This window comes from Paracoccus marinus, assembly GCF_007018965.1.
Taxonomy (GTDB): Bacteria; Pseudomonadota; Alphaproteobacteria; order Rhodobacterales; family Rhodobacteraceae; genus Paracoccus; species Paracoccus marinus.
In genome coordinates this window covers 20,201-38,761 of the sequence record NZ_VJYZ01000025.1, presented here as the reverse complement: position 1 = coordinate 38,761, position 18,561 = coordinate 20,201, and the positions used below count along the sequence as shown (strand labels likewise).

Sequence of the window (18,561 nt, the reverse complement as noted above, 5' to 3'; positions counted from 1 at the left end):
GCTCAGGCCGCTGCCGTGTCCGCAGCCGTGGCCGCCGCGCTGACAGCCGCCGTGGCGGCCGCCGCGGCATAGGGTGCGGCGCGGGCAAGCCGGCCGCCGTCCGCGAACAGGAAGACATGCGCGGGATCGAGCCACAGCGTCAGGGCCGTGCCCCGTTCCAGCCGCCGCACCCCCGGCACCAGCGCAACCCAGCGGGTGGCGTCGTGGATGACGTGGACATAGGTTTCCGCCCCCGTGATCTCGGTCCCGTCCACCTCGACCTGCAATGGGATCGTGCCGGGCGTCTGGTCGATCGACAGGTGGGGGGCGCGGAAACCCGCGCGGTAATCGCCGTCGGGCAGGTCGCCCGCGGGCCAGGTCTGCCCGGCCAGCGACCCCGTCCCGTTCCGCACCGGCACCATCGCGAAGTTCATCGGCGGATCGCTGAAGACCCGTGCGGTGGTCGCGTCGCGGGGGGTGCGATAGACCTCGGGCGTGGGCCCGAATTGCGTCACCCGGCCTTCCCACAACGTCGCGGTATTGCCGCCGAGCAGCAGCGCCTCGTCTGGTTCGGTGGTCGCATAGACGAAGATCGCGCCAGACGCCGCGAAGATGCGGGGGATTTCTGCCCGCAGTTCCTCGCGCAGCTTGTAGTCGAGGTTCGCAAGCGGCTCGTCCAGCAGGACCAGGCCCGCGTCCTTGACCAGCGCGCGGGCCAGCGCCGTGCGCTGCTGCTGGCCGCCCGACAGTTCCAGCGGCCGGCGATGCAGAAGCGGCGTCAGCCGCATCATCTCGGCCGTGCGGCGCACCCGCGCGTCGATCTGCGCGCGCGGCACCCGCTGCAGCCGCAGGGGCGAGGCGATGTTGTCGTAAACCGTCATCGACGGGTAGTTGATGAACTGCTGATAGACCATGGCCACCTTGCGGTCCTGCACCCGCTGGCCGGTCACGTCGCGGCCTTGCCACAGGACCCGGCCCGCCGTGGGGCGGTCCAGCCCGGCCATCAGCCGCATCAGCGAGGTCTTGCCCGCAAGCGTCGGCCCAAGGAGGACGTTCATGCTGCCGGGCGCGAGCGTCAGGTCGGTCGGGTGGATCCAGGTCTGGCCCGCCACGTCCTTCGTCACGCCCTGAAGTTCCAGCGTCATGCGGCAGCCCTTCTGCTGGACATGTGATCCTCGACCGCCGCGATCTGTTCGGCCGTCATGTGAAGCCCGAGCTTGGAGCGTCGCCACAGCGCGTCCTCGGCCGACCGGGCCCATTCGCGCGCCATCATCCAGTCCAGCTCGGCCTCGGTCAGCGTCGCGCCGAAATCGCGGCCGAGGTCGCGGGCCGAACGCGCGCCGCCCAGCATCTCGGCCGCCTCGGTGCCATAGGCGCGCACCAGCCGGTTGGCCCAGCCCGGCGTCAGGAACGGGTGGTCGCGCCCCAGCGTGGCCGCCAGCGCCCCGGCGCCGTCCACCGCGAAATCGCCCCCCGGCAGCGCCGCCCCGGCGGTCCATTCGCGCCCGCCCGGGGGCAGGTGGGGGGCGAGCTTGGCCAGCGCGGCCTCGGCCAGACGGCGGTAGGTGGTGATCTTGCCGCCAAAGACGTGAAGGCACGGCGCCCCGCGATCATCGAGCGACAGCACATAGTCCCGCGTGGCCGCCGTCGCCGACGACGCGCCGTCGTCATAAAGCGGCCGCACGCCCGAAAACGTCCAGACCACGTCAGCAGGCGTCACGGGCCGGGTGAAGTACTGCGAGGCGAAGCGGCACAGATAGTCGATCTCGTCCGGGGTGCAGACGGCCTGTCCCGCCGGTCCGCGGTGATCGACGTCGGTGGTCCCGATCAGCGTGAACGCGTTCTCGTAGGGGATCGCGAAGACGATCCGCCCGTCTTGGCCCTGCAGGAAGTAGGACTTTCCATGATCGAACAGCCGCGGCACGACGATATGGCTGCCGCGCACCAGCCGCACCCGCTCGGTCGAAGGCAGGTGCGCCACGTCGCGGATGACCTGCCCGACCCAGGGACCGGCGGCGTTCACCAGCACGCGGGCGTGGAACACGCGGTCGTCCGACAGCCGCACGGTCCAGCCGTCCCCCTCGCGCCGCGCGTCGGTCACGGCGGCCCCCACGATGATGTCGGCGCCGTTCGCGGCGGCGTCGCGCGCGTTCAGCACCACCAGCCGCGCGTCATCGACCCAGCAGTCCGAATATTCGTAGGCGCGGGTCAGCCGGTCCTGCAGCGGCGCGCCTTCGGGGGTGCCGCGCAGGTCGAGCGCCCTGGTCCCCGGCAGGATCTTCCGCGCGCCAAGGTTGTCGTAAAGGAACAGCCCCGCCCGGATCATGGCGTTGGGCCGCCGGCCGCGCGACCACGGCATCAGCGTGGACATCAGGCGCGAGACCGGCGTCGCCTTTTCGAACCGCATCAGCGGGTCCAGCGGCAGGACGAAGCGCATCGGCCAGGCGATATGGGGCATGGCGCGCAGCAGGACCTCGCGCTCGCGCAGCGCCTCGCGGACAAGGCGCAGTTCCATGAACTCCAGATAGCGCAGCCCGCCGTGAAAGAGCTTCGTCGAGGCGCTGCTGGTCGCGCCCGCAAGATCGCCCTGCTCGGCCAGCCGGACCGACCGGCCGCGCCCCGCGGCATCGCGGGCGATGCCCGTGCCGTTGATGCCGCCGCCGATGATGAACAGGTCCGTCGTCGCAGGCATGGCCGACCGATGTCTCCGCTTTGTGACAGCAAGTCGAACATCCGCGCGCGGATTCTGTCAACGTGCATGTTCGTATAGCCGCAGAAATGTTCGCTTGACGGGCGAACCGCGCCGCGCTTCCCTGCGCCACGGTGGCGCGCCGCGCCACGAAAGCCTGGGCCGCGACATGAACATCAGGCAGATGCAGATCCTGGAACTGGTGCGGGCATCCGGGCGCGCTGGCGTCGAGGAACTGGCGGACCGCTTTGCGGTCACGCCGCAGACGATCCGCCGCGACCTGGCCGAACTTGCCGACCAAGGCGTCCTTGACCGCGTCCACGGCGGCGCGATCCTGCGCACGGGCGCCAGCAACATCGCCTATGATGAGCGCAGGCGCATGAACGAGGACGCCAAGGCCGCGATCGGGCGCGCCTGCGCCGCGCAGATCCCGGACAATTCGTCGGTGATCCTCAACATCGGCACCACGACCGAGGCGGTGGCCCGCGCGCTGCTGCGCCACCGCCATCTCACCGTCATCACCAACAACATGAACGTGGCCAACATCCTCGTCGCCAACGACAGCTGCGAGGTGGTGGTCGCAGGCGGCCAGCTGCGCCGGTCCGACGGCGGGCTGGTGGGTGACCTGACGAGCGAGTTCATGGCCAACTTCAAGGCCGACTACGCGATCGTCGGCTGCTCGGCGCTGGACAGCGACGGCGACATCCTTGATTTCGACATGGCCGAGGTGCGGGTCAGCCGCGCGATCCTGCGGCAGGCGCGCGAACGCTGGCTGGTCACCGACGCGGCCAAGCTTGCGCAGAAGGCGCCGATCCGGGTGGTGTCCGTCGCCGATCTGGACGCGCTCTTCATCGACCGGCCGCTGCCCGGGACGCTGGCCCAGCTGTGCGCCGACAACGGCACCCGGGTGGTGGTCGCCTGACCCCTCATAGGGGCCGGTCCGCCAGCAGTTTCAACGAGTTCTTGAGCGGCGGGCGCAGCCTCGTTACCCTGCCGGTTGAATGCGCGCAGCCACGCCGCGCGTCCGCCGCCGTCCACGCCTACGCCGGACATCATTTCATCACGAAAGGATCGCACAGGATGAGCCATGTCGTGATCGTGGGGGCGGGGCAGGCCGGGTCGGCGCTGGCGGTCAAGCTGCGCGCGCTGGGCCACGAGGGCCCGGTGACGCTTCTGGGGGACGAGCCCGCGCTGCCCTATCAGCGCCCGCCCCTGTCCAAGAAATACCTGATGGGCGAGATGGAGCTGGACCAGCTGTTCCTGCGCCCGCAGCGGTTCTACGACGAACAGGGCATCCGGGTGCTGACCGAGGCCAAGGTCATCGAGATCGACCGCGCCGGGTCAAGGCTGCTGCTGGACTGCGGCGAGGTGGCCTACGACCAGCTTGCGCTCACGACCGGGGCCGCGCCCCGCGCGCTGCCCGCCGCGCTCGGCGGCAACCTGCCCGGCGTCCACCTGGTCCGCACGCTGGCCGACGTGGAACGGATGGCGCCCATGTTCGCGCCCGGCCGCCGCGTCCTCATCATCGGCGGCGGCTATATCGGGCTCGAGGCGGCGGCGGTCGCGTCGAAACTGGGGCTGCGCGTCACGCTGGTCGAGGCGACGGCGCGGATCCTGCAGCGGGTGGCGGCGCCCCAGACCTCGGACTATTTCCGCGCGCTTCACGCCGCGCACGGGGTCGAGATCCTCGAGGCGACCGGGCTTCTGGGGATGGAGCAGGCGGCCGACGGCAGCATCGCGGCGCATCTGGGCGACGGGCGCACGCAGGTCGCGGACTTTGTGATTGTCGGGATCGGGGTCGTCCCGAACGACGCGCTGGCGGCAAGGGCGGGGCTCGCCTGTGACGGCGGCATCGTCGTTGACGCGCAGGGGCGCACGTCGGACCCGACGATCTGGGCCGCGGGCGATTGCGCGCGGTTCCCCTGGCGCGGCCAGTCGATCCGGCTGGAAAGCGTCCAGAACGCCATCGACCAGGCCGAGGCGGTGGCCGCCAACATTCTGGGCGCGGGCCGCGACTACGCCGCGCAGCCGTGGTTCTGGTCGGACCAGTACGACGTCAAGCTGCAGATTGCGGGGCTGAACACCGGCTACGATCAGGTCGCTGTGCGATTGGGTACAGCGCCGGGGGTCCGGTCGCACTGGTATTTCCGCGGGACCGAACTGCTGGCGATCGACGCGATGAACGACCCGCGCGCCTACATGGTCGGCAAGCGCCTGATCGAGGCGGGACGCTCGCCGCGCCCCGCGCAGGTGGCCGACGCGGACACCGACCTCAAGACGCTGCTGTAGAGGCTCAGAACCCGCGCCGCGCCAGCATGCCCGCCAGCGCGCGGTCGAGCACCCGGTAGATCGTCAGAGACAGCGCCACCACGACGATGAGGGCGGCGAACATCAGGTCGGTCTTCATCCGCCCGTTGGCCTGGATCATCAGCGCGCCAAGCCCCCGCGCGCCGCCCACCCATTCGCCGATGACCGCGCCGACCGGCGCATAGATCGCCCCCAGCCGCAGCCCCGACGCAAGCCGGGGCAGGGCCGCCGGAAAGCGCAGGTGGCGCAGTTCCGACCAGCGGCCCGCGCCCATCGTCCGCGCGACGTCGAGCTGCGCCAGCGGCGGCGCCACCAGCCCGTCGTGCAGCGCCTGCGCCACCGGCACGAACACGATCAGCACCACCATCGCGATCTTGGGCGCCAGTCCGAACCCCAGCCACAGCGTCAGGATCGGGGCGAGCGCAAAGACGGGGATCGTCTGGCTGACGATCAGCGCGGGCGACAGCGCACGACCCAGCCGCGGCCACGCCGCCATCGCGCAGGCGACGGCGATCCCCAGCGCGGCCCCGATCGCAAGTCCCGCCAGCGTCTCGCCCGCGGTCAGCAGCGCGGCCGGTCCTAGTTCCGCGCGATAGGCCCAAAGCGCCCGCCCGACCGCGACCGGGCCGGGCAGAAGATAGGGCGGCAGCCCGGTCAGCCGCACCGCCCCTTCCCACAGCAGCAGCGCGGCGGCGATGGCGAGAAGACCCCTCATGCGAGCAACCTTTGCGTCAGGGCGGCCTGCGCGGCCAGCACCCCGGCCGCATCGTGCGGGCGGGGCACGGGGCCGGGCGGGGCCGCGACCTCTTCGATACCCGCGGGCGTCATCACCCGGATCCGGTCGCCCAGCCGCGCGGCCTCGCTCGGGTCGTGGGTGACCATCAGCACGGTTCGCCCCGCCAGCAGCCGCGCCGCCATGTCGCCGATGGTCAGCCGCAACCGCGCGTCGAGCGCCGAGAACGGCTCGTCCAGCAGCACCAGCGGCCGATCCTCGGCCAGCGTCCGCGCCAGCGCCACGCGCTGCCGCTGCCCGCCCGACAGCTGCCCCGGCAGGCGGTTTTCCAGCCCGGACAGCCCTACCGCCCCGATCAGCCGCGCGGTCCGGGCGGCATCCGCCGCCTCGCCCCGCAGCCGCGCCCCCAGCGCCACGTTGCCCGCGACCGTCAGCCACGCGAACAGCCCCGGGTCCTGCCCCATCAGCGCGGCGGGCGCGCTGTCCACCCGGCCGTGGAAGGTGACGCCCGTTGGCAGATGCGCGAACAGCCGCAGCAGCGTCGATTTCCCAACGCCCGACGCGCCCAGCAGACAGGTGATCCGCCCGGGCGCAAGCGTCAGGTCCAAGGGCGCGAACAGCCCCGGCACCTCGCCCGCGACGCGCAGGGTGGGGCGCGCGGCGGTCATGCCCGGCCCAGGTTCCAGAACGCCGCTTCTAGCCGGGTGGCGGTGCGGAACCGCGCCGACAGCTCGGCGAAGCGGGGCAGCGACTGCGCGCCCGGTCCCAGCCGGGCCGCGACCGCGCCGTCGATCAGCGCGCCGACATCGCGGCAGGTGCGCTGGTAATCCCCGGCCGCGTAGGTGTCGATCCAGTCGCGGTAGGGCGTGCCCGGCGCGGCCTCGCGGGCCAGACGCGCGCCAATCTCGCCATACCCCAGCACGCAGGGCGCAAGCGCAGCCAGCAGGTCGAGGAAATCGCCGCTGTAGCCTGCCTCGAGCACGTAGCGCGTGTAGCCGAGGTTTTCGGGCGCCTCTTCGGCCGCGTCCAGCGCCTGCGCGTCGATGCCCGCCGCCGCGCACAGGCGGAAGTGCAGCGACGTCTCGTGGTTCAAGAGCGCATCGACGGTCGCGGCGCAGGCCCGCATTTCGGCCAGCGTTCCCGCCTTGACGATCCCCAGCGCCCAGGCGCGGCTGAAATGGATCAGAAAACGGTAGTCCTGGACAAGATAGGCCAGGAACGCGGGCCGGGGCAGGGTGCCCGCCGCCAAGCCCTGCACAAAGCGGTGGTGGGTATAGTCCCGCCACGGCCCCGCCGCATCGGCCCGCCAGGCGTCGAACGCGTCGCCGTAGCCCGTCGCGTCGCCGCAACCTGTCACTTCGCCGCACCCGGATCGACCGCCAGCCGGTCCACCGGCAGCACCTCGTCCACGAGCCCCGCGTCCTTCAGGAACGCCTCGAACCGCGCATAGCGGCCGTGATCCAGCGCCGCGGGCGAGATCGCGAAGCGTCCGACCGTGTCGTCCCAGGCCTGCGTGTTCAGCTCGTCCGACAAGTCCGGCGCATGGGCCGCAAAGGTCTTCCGCGCGTCCTGGGGGTGGTTCAGCATGTACTGCGTCGCCCGCTCGATCGCGTGCATGAAGCGTTTGATCCGGTCCGCGTCCATCCGGTCGATGTTGGCGATGAAGATCAGCTCGTCATAGGCCGGCAACCCTTCTTCCTCGACGAAGAAGCAGCGCCCCTCGCCGCCGGCCATCCGCATCTGCGTCAGCTCGAAGTTGCGATAGCCGCCGATGGTCGCATCGACCTGCCCTGTCAGCAGCGCGGGCGTGAGCGACCAGTTGACGTTCACCATCTCGACGTCGTCAAGCGTCAGCCCGGCCTTGGCTAGCATCGCGCCCACCACCGCCTGCTCGACGCCCGCGACCGAAAAGCCGATCTTGCGGCCCTTGAGGTCGGCGATGGTCTTCACCGGCCCGTCCGCCTTGACCATCAGGCAGTTCAGCGGCGTGCCCACCAGCGTGCCCACGCGCACTAGCGGCAGCCCCTCGTGGACCTGCAGGTGCAGCTGCGGCTGATAGGTCACGGCCAGATCCGCGCGGCCCGCGGCGACGAGTTTCGGCGGATCGGCGGGATCGGCGGGGGCCACGATCTCGACGTTCAGGTTCTCGTCGGCAAAAAAGCCCTTCTCCTGCGCCAGCACGATGGGGGCGTGGTCCGGGTTCACGAACCAGTCCAGCATCAGCGTCATGTCGTCGGCGGCCTGCGCGGGGGCGGCGAGGGCGATCATTGCGGCGGTCAGCGGGGCGGTCAGCAGGTGTTTCATCGGTATTCTCCGGTGGCAATCAGGACAATGTCTGGATGGGTAGGGGCCAGGGCGCGGGCCGCGCGCCAGGCCCGCAGCCCGGAACGGCAGGCAAGGACGGCGCGTGCGCCGGGCGGCGGCGCGGGCGGGCAGGCGGCGTCTGCGCGAAGGGCGCGCGGATGCACGGGAACCGGCGCCTCGTCCGCGCCGCGCAGGTCCAGGATGAAATCGTCGGGGCCTATCCCGGACTTGTCGATGAACGCGAACCCGTCCGCAGGCTCGGCCGCGCTGTCGAAACGGAAACCGCCCCAGCGCAGGCCCGCGCCAAGCGTCACCAGCTGACCAAGCGGCGAGGGCGACATTTCAAGCAAGACCGCCAGCGCCATCTGCGCCTGCATCGCGCCCAGTATCCCCACGACGGGCCCAAGAACGCCCGCCGTCGCGCAGGTGGCCGCGCGGTCGGGCAGGTCGGGAAAGACCGCGCGCAGGCTGGGCGCGCCGCCGCAGAACCCGCCGCAATAGCCGGTCATGCCGAGGGCCGAGGCGGACACGAGCGGCACCCCCGCCGCAAGGCAGACATCCGACAGGATGTAGCTCACGGCGAAGCTGTCGGCGCAGTCCAGCACCACGTCGCAGCCCCCGACGAGTCCGCCTGCGTTCGCGGGCGTCAGCGCCTCGTCCACCACCGTGACCCGCAGCCCTTCGTCCAGTTCGCGCACGAACCGCGCCGCCGACGCGGCCTTGCCCGCGCCCGCGCGGCCCGCGTGGATCGGCTGCCGGTGCAGGTTCGAAACCTCGACCCGGTCGTGGTCCACGATCACCAGATCGCCCACGCCCGCCCCCGCCAGATACATGATCGCGGGCGACCCCAGCCCGCCCGCGCCCACCACCAGTACGCGCGCACGGGCAAGGCGCGCCTGACCGGCCGCCCCCACCTCGGGCAGCACGACCTGCCGCGCGTGGCGGGGATCTTCTGTCCCAAATATCCCACGGGGGTCCGGGGGTGTGAAACCCCCGGCGTTCGGGCGGTGCGGGCGGTGCGGATGATGCGGGTCGCGGGGCGTCATCCGCACGCCTCCAGCCATGCGCGCAGCCGCGCGTCGGGGTCGGTGTTCAGGGTGATGTCGGTCACCGCCGACACGATGTCGGCGCCCGCGGCGAACGCGCCCGGCGCGCGCTCCACCGTCATCCCGCCGATCGCCACCAGCGGGATCGTCCCGACCCGCCGCTTCCACGCGCCAAGCCGGTCCAGGCCCTGCGGCGCCCATGGCATTTCCTTCAGGACCGTCGGATAGACCGGCCCCAGCGCGATGTAGTCGGGCCCGACCGAAAGCGCGCGGTCCAGCTCGGCCTCGTCGTGGGTCGAAATACCCAGCCGCAGCCCCGCGCGGCGGATGGCCGACAGGTCGGCGGTGTCGAGGTCTTCCTGCCCGAGATGCAGCCAGTCGCAGCCAAGGTCGATGGCGAGCCGCCAGTGGTCGTTCACCACCAGGATCGCGCCGCTCACGCGGGCGATGTCGCGGGCGCGCCCGATCTCGGGCCACAGCCGTGCCTCGTCCGGGTCCTTGAGACGGATCTGCACCATGCGGACCCGGGCGCGCACCGCCCGTTCGACCCACGCCGCGCTGTCGAAAACGGGGTAGAAGCGGGGCAGGGCGTTCATGACAGGAACGCCTTGCCAAGGACCGGGGTCGATGGCACGGCCATCTCGCGCGGCTCCATCGGGTCGGCGGCGCGCGCGGCGGCCCCGGCGCGGATCGCCTGCGCCATGGCCCCGGCCATCGCCACGGGGTCGCCCGCGCGGGCGACGGCGGTGTTCAGCAGGACGGCGTCGAATCCCATTTCCATCGCCGCGGCCGCGTGGCTGGGCAGGCCGATGCCCGCGTCGATCACCATCGGCACGTCCGGGTGCGCGGCCCTGAGCGCGCGCAGCCCGTGCAGGTTGTTCAGCCCCAGCCCCGACCCGATCGGCGCGCCCCAGGGCATCAGCACCTCGCAGCCCGCGTCCAGGAGCCGGTCGCAGACCGACAGGTCCTCGGTGCAATAGGGAAACACCTTGAAGCCGTCGCCCGACAGCGCGCGCGCCGCCTCGACCAGCTGGAACACGTCGGGGGCAAGCAGATCGGCGTGGCCGATCACCTCAAGCTTGATCCAGTCGGTGCCCAGCAGTTCGCGCGCCATGTGGGCGGTCGTGACCGCCTCGCGCGCCGTGTGGCAGCCGGCGGTGTTGGGCAAAAGCCGCACCCCCAGCCCCTCGACCAGCCGCAGGAAATCCTGCCCGCCCCCCGCCTCGCGCCGCAGGCTGACGGTGGCGATGCCCGCGCCCGAGGCGCGGAACGCATCGGCAAGGATGCGGGGGCTGGGGTAGCCTGCGGTCCCCAGCATCAGCGGGGACGCGACCTCGGTTCCGTAAAAGACCGGCATCTCAGCCCCCCTGCATGGGCGCCACGATTTCCATCGCGTCGCCGGGCGACAGCGCCGCATCCGCCCGCGACGGCGCGGGCACGAAGGCGCCGTTCAGCGCGGTGGCGACCCGCGCGTCCCCCAGTCCAAGCGCGTCGAGCGCGTCGGCCACGGTCGCGGCCTCGTCGTTGACCGCGACCTCGCGCGGTTCACCGTTGATCGTCAGCTTCATGCCAGAGCTCCGGTTTGGTGCCGTTTTCGATGTGGTCGGCCATCTGCATCGCCAGCGCGGGCGCAAGCAGGTAGCCGTGGCGGAACAGGCCGTTCGCGTACAGCCTGCCGCCGGCCATTCCGATCCGAGGCAGGTTGTCGGGGAAGGCGGGCCGGGCGTCGGCCCCTGTCTCGATGATCTCGGCCTCGCCGAAGGCGGGGTGCAGCGCGTAGGCCGCGCTCAGCAGCTCCAGGACCGAGCGGACGGTCACGGGCCCGCGGCGGTCGCTTTCGATCATCGTCGCGCCCAGCATGTAGATGCCGCCGCCGCGCGGGACGAGGTAGATCGGCACCCGCGGATGCAGCAACCGCACGGGCCGCGACAACGAGACCTCGGGGCAGCGCAGCACCAGCATCTCGCCCCGGACGCCGCGCAGGTCGGGCAGGATGTCGCGCGCGGCAAGGCCGCGGCAGTCGATGGCGCGGGTGGCGGGCGGCGGGGTGCGGGCCGGGCCGGGATCGACCGCGACGCCCTGATCGGCCAGCCGGCCGCGCAGCGTCGCAAGGGCGTGGCGGGGATCGAGATGCGCCTCGTCCGGAAAGAACAGCGCCCGGTCGAAGCGCCCGGCGAGGTCGGGTTCAAGGCGGGCGACCGACTCCCCGTCGATGGTCTGGAACCCCGAGGTGCGGCGGGCAAAGCGGTCCAGTTCGCGGCGGTCGCGGGCGGGCGTCACGACGAGCGTGCCGTGCCGCTGCACGCGCGCGCCTTGGCGGTCCCACCAGTCGATAGCGGTCCGGCCAAGCCGCAGCACGGGTTCTTCGGCGCATTCCGCCTCGCACCAGGGGGCGAGCATGCCGCCCGCCCACCAGGAACAGCCCTGCGCGCCCGGCCCGCTTGCCGGGTCGAGGATCGACACCGGGATGCCGCGCCCGGCAAGCTCGGTCGCCACCGCCAGCCCTGCGACGCCCGCGCCGAGGATGGTCACGGGGCCGGTCACGGCTGCCACCAGCGGTGGAAGTGATGGACTGGCCCGTGGCCCGATCCGACGCGCAGACCATCGGCCGCCGCGATCGCGCCTTGCAGCCATTCGTGCGCCGCGCCCACAGCCTCGGGCACCGTTTGCCCCAGCGCCAGCCCGGCGGTGATGGCCGACGACAGCGAGCAGCCGGTTCCGTGGGTGTTGCGGGTGGCGATCCGTGGGGCGGTGAAGTCGTGGCGCGACGGCCCGATCAGCCGGTCGGTGCATGTCGCGCCGTCGGCATGGCCGCCCTTCATCAGGACCCAGCTTGGCCCCATGGCGTGCAGCGCCCGGCCCTGCGACTCGGCCTCGTGCCCGTCGCGCGCGGTCTCGCGGCCCAGCAGGCGCGCGGCTTCGGGCAGGTTCGGGGTCAACACGGTCGCGAGCGGCAGCAGGTGATCGCGCAGGGCGGCGACCGCGTCCGGGTCGATCAGCGGATCGCCCGACTTGGCCACCATCACCGGGTCCAGCACGACCGGCAGCCCGCGCCCCTTCAGCGCGTCCGCGACCGCCATGGTCGCCGCCACCGTGCCCAGCATCCCGATCTTGACGGCCGCCACGTCCAGGTCGTCCAGCACGGCGTCGATCTGCGCCGCGATCATCGCTGGCGACACCTGCTCGACCATCGTCACGGCGCGGGTGTTCTGCGCCGTGATCGCGGTCACGACGCTGGCGCCATAGACGCCGAGCGCCGAGAACGCCTTGAGATCGGCCTGGATCCCCGCGCCCCCGCCGCTGTCGGACCCCGCGATGGTCAGCGCGATCGCCATGTCATCCCCTCGTCAGGGGGCCACGCGGATGGGGAAGGACATGCGTGCGGATCGCCGCGGCATTGCCCGTTCCCTTCGCCGGCATGACCCGGATCAGGTTCGATGGGTGCTGTGCCTGGCACATCTCAGCCCCGCGCGGGGCGCCCCAACGAGCGTTCCTTGAACTATAGGCGCAGGGGGACGTCAGGACAAGGGCGGCATCCGGGCTTCGCTCGGCGCGCCTGGGCTGGTAATGGGACGTCGAGCCTTGGCGGGAAGGGGGGATCGACGTTGCCGATGGTCTGCGAACCCTCATCCGCCCTGCGAGCAGGCGGCGCGCCGGTGCAGATCGGCGGGTGTCCAGCCTCGCCGTGTCCTAACTGCGGGTCGCCCGCCGCCCTGCAAACCTTCGCCAACGGCTGAGATCGTCATGCCGAGAAACCGCTTCTACCAGGGCCCCGTGACCGACCACTTCGATGGCAATCGGTTCCACGCCCCCGTCGAGCCGCGGACGAACGGGCTGTTCGAGCTTGCGTGGATGAACGCCGTCAAGGCCGCGCGGTTCTGGCCCGCCGTGACCCCGCCCGAATGCTTCGATGTGCCGCCCCGGCGGGTGCCGGGGCTTCGGATCGCGCCCATCGGGCACGCGAGCGTGCTGGTGCAGGTGGACGGGGTGAACCTGCTGATCGACCCGGTTTTCGCGCCGCGTCTGGGCCCGGTGCGGCACGCGGGACCGCGCCGGGTGCATCCGCCGGCGGTCCGGTTCCACGACCTGCCGCCGATCGACGCCGTGCTGATCACGCACAACCACTATGACCACATGGACATTCCGGCGATCCTGCGGCTCGACCGCGAACACGCGCCCCGGATCGTCGCGCCGCTGGGCAACGACACCATCCTGCGCCGCCACAAACCCGACCTTGAGGTCGAAACCTATGACTGGGGCGAGGCCGCGGCGCTGTCGGACCGCCTGAGCGTGCATCTGGAGCCGTCGTTCCACTGGTCGGGGCGCGGGGTGGCGGACCGCCGGATGACGCTGTGGTGTTCCTTCGTCATCTCGGGTGCGGGGGGCGGGGTGCTGTATCACGTCGGCGACACCGGCTACGGCGACGGCAGCATCTTCCGCCGCGTCCGCGAACGCCACGGGCCGCCCGACGTGGCGCTGCTGCCAATCGGCGCCTATGAGCCGCGCTGGTTCATGCGCCACCAGCACGTGAACCCGGCCGAGGCGGTGCAGATCATGCTGGATTGCGGCGCGGCCCGCGCCTTTGGCCATCACTGGGGCACGTTCCAGATGACGCACGAGCCGCGCGAGGCGCCGCCGCAGGACCTCGACCGCGCGCTCGACGCCCGCGGCATCCCGCGCGACCGGTTCCGGCCGCTGATGCCGGGGCAGCCGCTGACGCTCGACTGGCCCGGCGCGCTACAGCAGGGGTGAGAGCAGCCGTGCGAGCGAATCCCGCAGCCTGATATGCGGGCTGCGCCGGTCATAGGCCTCGGCCGTGAAGGGCACGCATTCAAGGGCGTCGCGGTGGAAGTCATCCTCGACCGCCCGGGTGATCGCCTGATCGTAGATGACCGCGTTCAGTTCGTAGTTGATGCTGAAGCTGCGGATGTCGATGTTGGCCGACCCGATCGTGCAGACCCGCCCGTCCATCGCCGCGATCTTGGCGTGCAGATAGCCGGTCCGGTACAAAAGGATGGTGGCGCCCGACCGGGCGATGTCGGCCAGATAGGTGTTCGCGGCCCAGTAGGGCAGGTGCTGGCCGGTCCCGCGCTCGCTGATCATGATCCGCACGTCCACCCCCTGCAGGGCCGCGGTTTTCAGCGCCTCGGCGATGGTGTCGTCCAGGATGAAGAACGGCGACTGGATGAAGATCCGATCGCGCGCGTTGGTTATCATCGCGAAATACAGCTGCCGCACCGCCGCCCAACGCGAATCCGGCCCCGACAACGAGAACTGCACCGGCAGGTCGGCGTCCGACAGGTCGGGGGCTTCGTCGGGGAACAGGCTTTCGTGGAACAGGTCCTCGCCGGTCGCATTGCGCCAGTCGATCGTGAACACCGCCTGCAGCAGCGACACGGCCGCCCCCACGATCCGCACGTTGGTGTCGCGCCACAGCGCGAAGCCCGGCGGCGGTTCCAGGTGTTCGCCGCCGATGTTCAGCCCGCCGGTGTGGCCCACCAGCCCGTCGATCACGGCGATCTTGCGATGGTTGCGATAGCTGATCGTGTGGATGCGCCACAGCCGCGACACCGGCTCCATCCTGATGCCCGCCGCGCGCATCCGCCGCAGATAGGACCGGCGCAGCATCGTGAGCGATCCGAGCGGATCGTAGAGGATGCGGACCTCGACCCCTTCCGCGACCTTCTGGGCCAGCACGTCCAGCAACTCCTCGCCCAGGTCGTCCGAACCCCAGCTGAAATACTGCATGTGGATCGACCGCCGTGCGGCCTTCAGGTCCTCGAACAGCGCCGGATAGGCTTCCGAGGCGTTGCGCAGGACGGTCAGGCGGTTGCGGGTGGTGACGACCGACAGCGACGTCCGCGCCACCAGCTCCGCGATCAGGGTGTCGTGTTCCCCGGCCCGCGCCAGCCTGTCCAGCGCCGCCGCGTGCTGCGGCTCGAGCCCCTCTACGAGCGGTCGCAGGCGGGCGGTCAGTTCCTGCCGCATCAGGCGCGTGGTCTGGCCGAAGTACTTGCGGCCGAACAGCAGGTAGACGATGACGCCGATCCCGGGCAGCAGGGCGAACAGCAGCATCCAGGCGAACGTGGCGCTGGGCTTGCGGTTCTCGGCCACGATGAAATAGCCCGTCGCGATCAGGTAGGCGGCAAAGGCGTATGTCAGCACGGTCGGCAGGTCCACCGGCGCTCCTTGCTTACGCGGCCCTACGGCGGGCGGCGCGGGGTTGCGTCGGGCCGGAACGGCGCAGACCACGGCGGAGTTCCGGGGCAAGGCTGACAGCCACGGCTTGCACTTCGTAAGCTTGCTAATTAATATTGGCACATGCTCGTATCCCGCCTGACACAGCTGACGCGCCTGCTTCGCGCCGCCGCGAAATCCAGCGGCGCGCGGGGCGGGCTGACGCTTGCCCGCGCGCGGATCGTGGCGCTGCTTTCCACCGCGCCGGGCATGACGCAGGTCGAGATCGCCGAGCGGCTTCAGGTCACCGCCCCCACGGTCCAGAGTCACCTGGACGGGCTGGAGCTTGCGGGGCTGCTGGTGCGGGCGCGCGACACCCAGGACCGCCGCAAGATCGTGGTCAGCCTGACGCCCAAGGGCCGGCGTGCCGACGCGACCGGCCTGCCGGGCGAACTGGAGACGGCGCTGACAGACGGGATCGACCCCGACGACCTGCGCGTCGTCCTGCGCGTGATCGACCGCATGATCCAGAACCTGCAAGGCGCGCTTCGACCATGAGTGCGGCGGCGACCAACATGTCCCGCGCGCCCGACCCGGCCATCGCCGAACGGGACGACGGCACCCTTCCCCCGGCGGCCGCCGCCGCCGCCGCGCAGGCGGCCTTCGTGCCGGTGCCGCTGCCGCGCATCCTCGCCTATGTCGCCACTTCGATCTTCATCGCGCTGACGCAGGGCTTCGCCCAGGGGCTGGTGCCCGCCGTCCTGCCGCAGATCGCGGGCCAGATCGGCGCGACCACGACCGAGGCTACGTGGCTTGTCGTGGGCTTCATGGTCCCCAAGACGGCGGTGCCGCTGCTGCTCATCAAGATCCGCACCCAGTTCGGGCTGCGCCTTTTCACCGAGGTGGGCGTCAGCTGCTTCGTCCTCGTGTCGGCGCTGGCGCTCTTCGAATCCGACCTGCGGGCGACGGTGGCGGTCCAGTTCCTGTCGGGCCTGTCCTCGGCCTCGTTGTCGACGCTGGCGTTCCTTTACATGCTCGAGGGGCTGGCGCCCGCGCTGAAGATGCGGCTGGGGCTGCCGCTGGCGCTGACCTTCCTGTCGCTCGGCAGTCCGCTGGCGCGGGTGGTGGCGCCGCCCCTGATGGGGGACGGCAGCTGGCAGGTGCTGCATCTGCTGGTGCTGGGGATGGCGCTCGTCAGCCTGGCGCTGGTGTTCCTTTTGCCCCTGAAGCCGATGCCGCGGGCCAAGGTCATCGCGCCCATGGATGTCGCAAGCTTCGCGCTGATCGCCACGGCGCTGGGCGGGCTGACGGCGGTGTTCTCGATGGGGCCGACGCTGTGGTGGACGGCCGTGCCGTGGCTCGGCTGGACGCTGGCCTTGTCCTTCGCCGCGATGGCGGTCGCGGTCGTGATCGAGCTGCACCGCAAGGTTCCGCTGATCGACGTGCACTGGATCACCAGCGGCCCGATCCTGCATCTTGCCGGTGTCCTGCTGCTTTTGCGGCTGATCCTGTCCGAGCAGGCGGCGGGCGCGCCGCGGATGTTCATGGCGCTGGGGCTTGGACCCGATCAGCTGACCGGCCTGTTCGGCGCCATCGTTGCGGCGTCCATCGCGGGCGGGATCGCCTGCGCCGCGGTGATGAAGCCGGGGCGCGAGTCGCGCATCCATCTTTTCGCGCTGCTGCTGATCGCGCTTGGGGCGTGGCTCGACAGCCGGTCCACCATCGACACCCGGCCCGCGCAGATGCTGGCCAGCCAGTCGATGATCGCCTTCGCCGCCGCCATGTTCCTGCCGCCCGCGATGATGAGCGGGCTGTTGCAGGCGCTGGCCAAGGGGCCGGCCTATATCCTGTCGTTCGTGATCGTGTTCCTGACCACGCAGGCGATCGGGGGGACGCTGGGCAGCGGGCTGTTCACGACCTTCATCAACGAACGGCAGGCGGTCCACCTGGCGGAACTGGCGAACAACCTGCCGGTCACGTCGCAGATCGTGTCCGGGCAGGTCGCGGCGCTGACCCGCGGCATGTCGGGGGTGCTGACCGACCCGCTGTTGCGACAGGCGCAGGCCGTGTCGCAGATCGCCGACGAGGCGGGGGCGCAGGCCTTTGTCCTCGCCTACAACGACGCCTTCCTGCTGACCGCGCTGGCGGCGGCGGGTGCGGCGATCATCCTTGTCCTGCACATGCTGCGCGACCGTATGGCGGGCACCGCCGCCGCGGCGATCGCGCCCCCTGCCAGCTCCAACCCGCCACAGGTCACCCCATGACACGCAAGACAATCTCGACCCTCGTCGTCCTCGTGCTGGGCGCGATCGGCGTGCTGACGATCCTTTACGCCTGGCAGTTGCCCCCCTTCACCCCGCGCCTGCCGATGACCGAGAACGCGGCCGTCCGGGGCCGCGTCACCACGCTTGCGCCGCAGGTCTTGGGCTACGTCGTGTCGGTCGAGGTGCAGGACTTCCAGCCGGTGAAGCGCGGCGACGTGATCGTGCGGCTGGACGACCGGCAGGCGACCCACCGGCTTGAACAGGCCGAAGCGGCACTGGAAGGGGCGCGCGCGAGCGTCGCGATCGCCGAGCAGTCGATCAATTCCGCCCGCGCGCTGGTCCAGTCGCGCGAGGCGGGCGTGCAGTCGGCCGAGGCGGCGCTTGCCGCGTCGCAATCCGCCGCCTCGCGGTCGTCCGAACTGCGGGAGCGCGGGGTCGCGTCCGAAAGCGCCGTCGAAAGCTCGGGCGCGGCGCTGGCGCAGGCGCAGGCCGACGTGGCGGCCGCCCGCGCGGCGCTGGAGACCGGCGCCCAGGACGTGAAAAGCGCCGAGGTCTCGATCGAGGCGCGGCGCGCGGACGTGGCCGCGGCCGAGGCGGCGGTGGACCTGGCGCGGGTCGATCTGGACAACACGGTCGTGCATGCGCCCGAGGACGGGCGGATGGGCCAGATCGGCGCGCGGCTGGGGCAGTACGTCACCGCCGGCACCGCGCTGGCGCAGCTGGTCGCGCCCGATGTCTGGATCGTGGCGAACTTCAAGGAAACCGACCTGCACGGGGTCCGCATCGGCCAGCGCGCGACCTTCACCGTCGATGCGATGGGCGGGAGGGAGTTCACGGGGGTTGTCGAATCCTATTCCCCTGCCGCCGGCTCCGAATTCAGCCTTTTGCCCGCCAGCAACGCGACCGGGAACTTCACCAAGGTCACCCGGCGGGTCCCGCTTCGGATCGTGATCGACCCCGGGCAGGAGATGTCCGAGCTGCTGCTGCCGGGCCTGTCGGTCGTCGTCAGCATCCACGTGCCCGACGCGCTGCGGGAGTAGCGACGGGACGCTTGTTGGCGCC

At 71.3% G+C, this 18,561-nt stretch carries 19 protein-coding genes and 1 riboswitch; of the genes, 6 read left to right on the top strand and 13 right to left on the bottom strand.

Annotation, left to right across the window (positions count from 1 at the left end):
- Positions 1-2: 2 nt before the first annotated feature.
- Positions 3-1,124, bottom strand: a complete 1,122-nt coding sequence (locus FNF32_RS11695) for an ABC transporter ATP-binding protein (protein ID WP_131673834.1) — start codon at positions 1,122-1,124, stop codon at positions 3-5.
- Positions 1,121-2,671 carry a glycerol-3-phosphate dehydrogenase gene (gene glpD, locus FNF32_RS11690; RefSeq protein ID WP_131673835.1) on the bottom strand — a complete coding sequence of 517 codons (1,551 nt, stop codon included), beginning with the start codon at positions 2,669-2,671 and terminating at the stop codon, positions 1,121-1,123. Before glpD ends, FNF32_RS11695 begins: the two co-directional genes overlap by 4 nt.
- A gap of 166 nt (positions 2,672-2,837) precedes the next feature.
- Between glpD and FNF32_RS11685 the strand changes: the two genes are divergently transcribed.
- Both FNF32_RS11685 and FNF32_RS11680 read left to right on the top strand, forming a co-directional pair.
- A complete protein-coding gene (locus tag FNF32_RS11685; RefSeq protein WP_131673872.1) occupies positions 2,838-3,590 on the top strand; it encodes a DeoR/GlpR family DNA-binding transcription regulator in 753 nt (250 codons plus the stop codon).
- Between the two features lie 158 nt (positions 3,591-3,748).
- Positions 3,749-4,957, top strand: a complete 1,209-nt coding sequence (locus FNF32_RS11680; protein ID WP_131673836.1) for an NAD(P)/FAD-dependent oxidoreductase — start codon at positions 3,749-3,751, stop codon at positions 4,955-4,957.
- 4 nt (positions 4,958-4,961) lie between these two features.
- Here the strand turns inward: FNF32_RS11680 and FNF32_RS11675 are convergent, their stop codons facing one another.
- From FNF32_RS11675 to thiD, 10 genes are all read right to left on the bottom strand, one after another.
- Positions 4,962-5,690 (bottom strand): ABC transporter permease, encoded by a 729-nt coding sequence (locus FNF32_RS11675; protein WP_131673837.1) that lies wholly within the window; start codon positions 5,688-5,690, stop codon positions 4,962-4,964.
- Positions 5,687-6,376 (bottom strand): ABC transporter ATP-binding protein, encoded by a 690-nt coding sequence (locus FNF32_RS11670; RefSeq protein WP_131673838.1) that lies wholly within the window; start codon positions 6,374-6,376, stop codon positions 5,687-5,689. The genes FNF32_RS11675 and FNF32_RS11670 overlap by 4 nt, the downstream gene beginning before the upstream one ends.
- A complete protein-coding gene (locus FNF32_RS11665; RefSeq protein WP_131673839.1) occupies positions 6,373-7,065 on the bottom strand; it encodes a TenA family protein in 693 nt (230 codons plus the stop codon). The genes FNF32_RS11670 and FNF32_RS11665 overlap by 4 nt, the downstream gene beginning before the upstream one ends.
- On the bottom strand, positions 7,062-8,012 hold the full coding sequence (locus FNF32_RS11660) for an ABC transporter substrate-binding protein (protein ID WP_131673840.1): 951 nt from the start codon (positions 8,010-8,012) through the stop codon (positions 7,062-7,064). The genes FNF32_RS11665 and FNF32_RS11660 overlap by 4 nt, the downstream gene beginning before the upstream one ends.
- Positions 8,009-8,977, bottom strand: a complete 969-nt coding sequence (locus FNF32_RS11655) for a HesA/MoeB/ThiF family protein (protein WP_425467910.1) — start codon at positions 8,975-8,977, stop codon at positions 8,009-8,011. The genes FNF32_RS11660 and FNF32_RS11655 overlap by 4 nt, the downstream gene beginning before the upstream one ends.
- Positions 8,978-9,054: 77 nt before the next feature.
- Entirely contained in the window at positions 9,055-9,654 is a 600-nt protein-coding gene (locus FNF32_RS11650; protein WP_131673841.1) for a thiamine phosphate synthase, read from the bottom strand.
- Positions 9,651-10,415: a thiazole synthase gene (locus FNF32_RS11645; RefSeq protein ID WP_131673842.1), complete on the bottom strand. Its 765-nt coding sequence runs from the start codon at positions 10,413-10,415 to the stop codon at positions 9,651-9,653. Before FNF32_RS11645 ends, FNF32_RS11650 begins: the two co-directional genes overlap by 4 nt.
- A 1-nt stretch (position 10,416) precedes the next feature.
- The gene (gene thiS / locus FNF32_RS11640; protein ID WP_131673843.1) at positions 10,417-10,626 is read right to left on the bottom strand and encodes a sulfur carrier protein ThiS; all 210 of its coding nucleotides are present in this window, start codon (positions 10,624-10,626) and stop codon (positions 10,417-10,419) included.
- Positions 10,604-11,602: a glycine oxidase ThiO gene (gene thiO, locus FNF32_RS11635; protein WP_246087804.1), complete on the bottom strand. Its 999-nt coding sequence runs from the start codon at positions 11,600-11,602 to the stop codon at positions 10,604-10,606. Before thiO ends, thiS begins: the two co-directional genes overlap by 23 nt.
- Positions 11,599-12,393 (bottom strand): bifunctional hydroxymethylpyrimidine kinase/phosphomethylpyrimidine kinase, encoded by a 795-nt coding sequence (gene thiD / locus FNF32_RS11630; protein WP_131673845.1) that lies wholly within the window; start codon positions 12,391-12,393, stop codon positions 11,599-11,601. Before thiD ends, thiO begins: the two co-directional genes overlap by 4 nt.
- A 53-nt stretch (positions 12,394-12,446) precedes the next feature.
- A riboswitch (TPP riboswitch) is annotated at positions 12,447-12,551 on the bottom strand.
- Positions 12,552-12,802: 251 nt separating this feature from the next.
- Here thiD and FNF32_RS11625 point away from each other — a divergent pair.
- A complete protein-coding gene (locus FNF32_RS11625) occupies positions 12,803-13,810 on the top strand; it encodes an MBL fold metallo-hydrolase (protein ID WP_131673846.1) in 1,008 nt (335 codons plus the stop codon).
- Here the strand turns inward: FNF32_RS11625 and cls are convergent.
- On the bottom strand, positions 13,796-15,238 hold the full coding sequence (cls, locus tag FNF32_RS11620; RefSeq protein ID WP_185961947.1) for a cardiolipin synthase: 1,443 nt from the start codon (positions 15,236-15,238) through the stop codon (positions 13,796-13,798). The genes FNF32_RS11625 and cls overlap by 15 nt on opposite strands.
- A gap of 141 nt (positions 15,239-15,379) precedes the next feature.
- On the opposite strand from cls, the gene FNF32_RS11615 reads away from it, so the two are divergent.
- The 3 genes from FNF32_RS11615 to FNF32_RS11605 are packed head-to-tail and all read left to right on the top strand — an operon-like array spanning position 15,380 to position 18,539.
- Positions 15,380-15,793 (top strand): MarR family winged helix-turn-helix transcriptional regulator, encoded by a 414-nt coding sequence (locus FNF32_RS11615; protein WP_131673848.1) that lies wholly within the window; start codon positions 15,380-15,382, stop codon positions 15,791-15,793.
- Positions 15,790-17,499, top strand: a complete 1,710-nt coding sequence (locus tag FNF32_RS15340; RefSeq protein WP_185961946.1) for an efflux MFS transporter permease — start codon at positions 15,790-15,792, stop codon at positions 17,497-17,499. Before FNF32_RS11615 ends, FNF32_RS15340 begins: the two co-directional genes overlap by 4 nt.
- Positions 17,496-18,539: an HlyD family secretion protein gene (locus FNF32_RS11605; RefSeq protein ID WP_131673849.1), complete on the top strand. Its 1,044-nt coding sequence runs from the start codon at positions 17,496-17,498 to the stop codon at positions 18,537-18,539. The genes FNF32_RS15340 and FNF32_RS11605 overlap by 4 nt, the downstream gene beginning before the upstream one ends.
- Positions 18,540-18,561: the final 22 nt, after the last annotated feature.

Excerpts from the sequence above, each read along its gene's own strand:
- FNF32_RS15340 (WP_185961946.1), top strand. The coding sequence starts at position 15,790 with ATGAGTGCGGCGGCGACCAACATGTCCCGCGCGCCCGACCCGGCCATC.
- FNF32_RS11670 (WP_131673838.1), bottom strand. The coding sequence starts at position 6,376 with ATGACCGCCGCGCGCCCCACCCTGCGCGTCGCGGGCGAGGTGCCGGGG.
- FNF32_RS11685 (WP_131673872.1), top strand. The coding sequence starts at position 2,838 with ATGAACATCAGGCAGATGCAGATCCTGGAACTGGTGCGGGCATCCGGG.
- FNF32_RS11680 (WP_131673836.1), top strand. The coding sequence starts at position 3,749 with ATGAGCCATGTCGTGATCGTGGGGGCGGGGCAGGCCGGGTCGGCGCTG.
- FNF32_RS11625 (WP_131673846.1), top strand. The coding sequence starts at position 12,803 with ATGCCGAGAAACCGCTTCTACCAGGGCCCCGTGACCGACCACTTCGAT.
- FNF32_RS11650 (WP_131673841.1), bottom strand. The coding sequence starts at position 9,654 with ATGAACGCCCTGCCCCGCTTCTACCCCGTTTTCGACAGCGCGGCGTGG.
- FNF32_RS11660 (WP_131673840.1), bottom strand. The coding sequence starts at position 8,012 with ATGAAACACCTGCTGACCGCCCCGCTGACCGCCGCAATGATCGCCCTC.
- thiD (WP_131673845.1), bottom strand. The coding sequence starts at position 12,393 with ATGGCGATCGCGCTGACCATCGCGGGGTCCGACAGCGGCGGGGGCGCG.
- FNF32_RS11615 (WP_131673848.1), top strand. The coding sequence starts at position 15,380 with ATGCTCGTATCCCGCCTGACACAGCTGACGCGCCTGCTTCGCGCCGCC.
- glpD (WP_131673835.1), bottom strand. The coding sequence starts at position 2,671 with ATGCCTGCGACGACGGACCTGTTCATCATCGGCGGCGGCATCAACGGC.
- FNF32_RS11605 (WP_131673849.1), top strand. The coding sequence starts at position 17,496 with ATGACACGCAAGACAATCTCGACCCTCGTCGTCCTCGTGCTGGGCGCG.
- FNF32_RS11695 (WP_131673834.1), bottom strand. The coding sequence starts at position 1,124 with ATGACGCTGGAACTTCAGGGCGTGACGAAGGACGTGGCGGGCCAGACC.
- FNF32_RS11645 (WP_131673842.1), bottom strand. The coding sequence starts at position 10,415 with ATGCCGGTCTTTTACGGAACCGAGGTCGCGTCCCCGCTGATGCTGGGG.
- FNF32_RS11675 (WP_131673837.1), bottom strand. The coding sequence starts at position 5,690 with ATGAGGGGTCTTCTCGCCATCGCCGCCGCGCTGCTGCTGTGGGAAGGG.
- thiS (WP_131673843.1), bottom strand. The coding sequence starts at position 10,626 with ATGAAGCTGACGATCAACGGTGAACCGCGCGAGGTCGCGGTCAACGAC.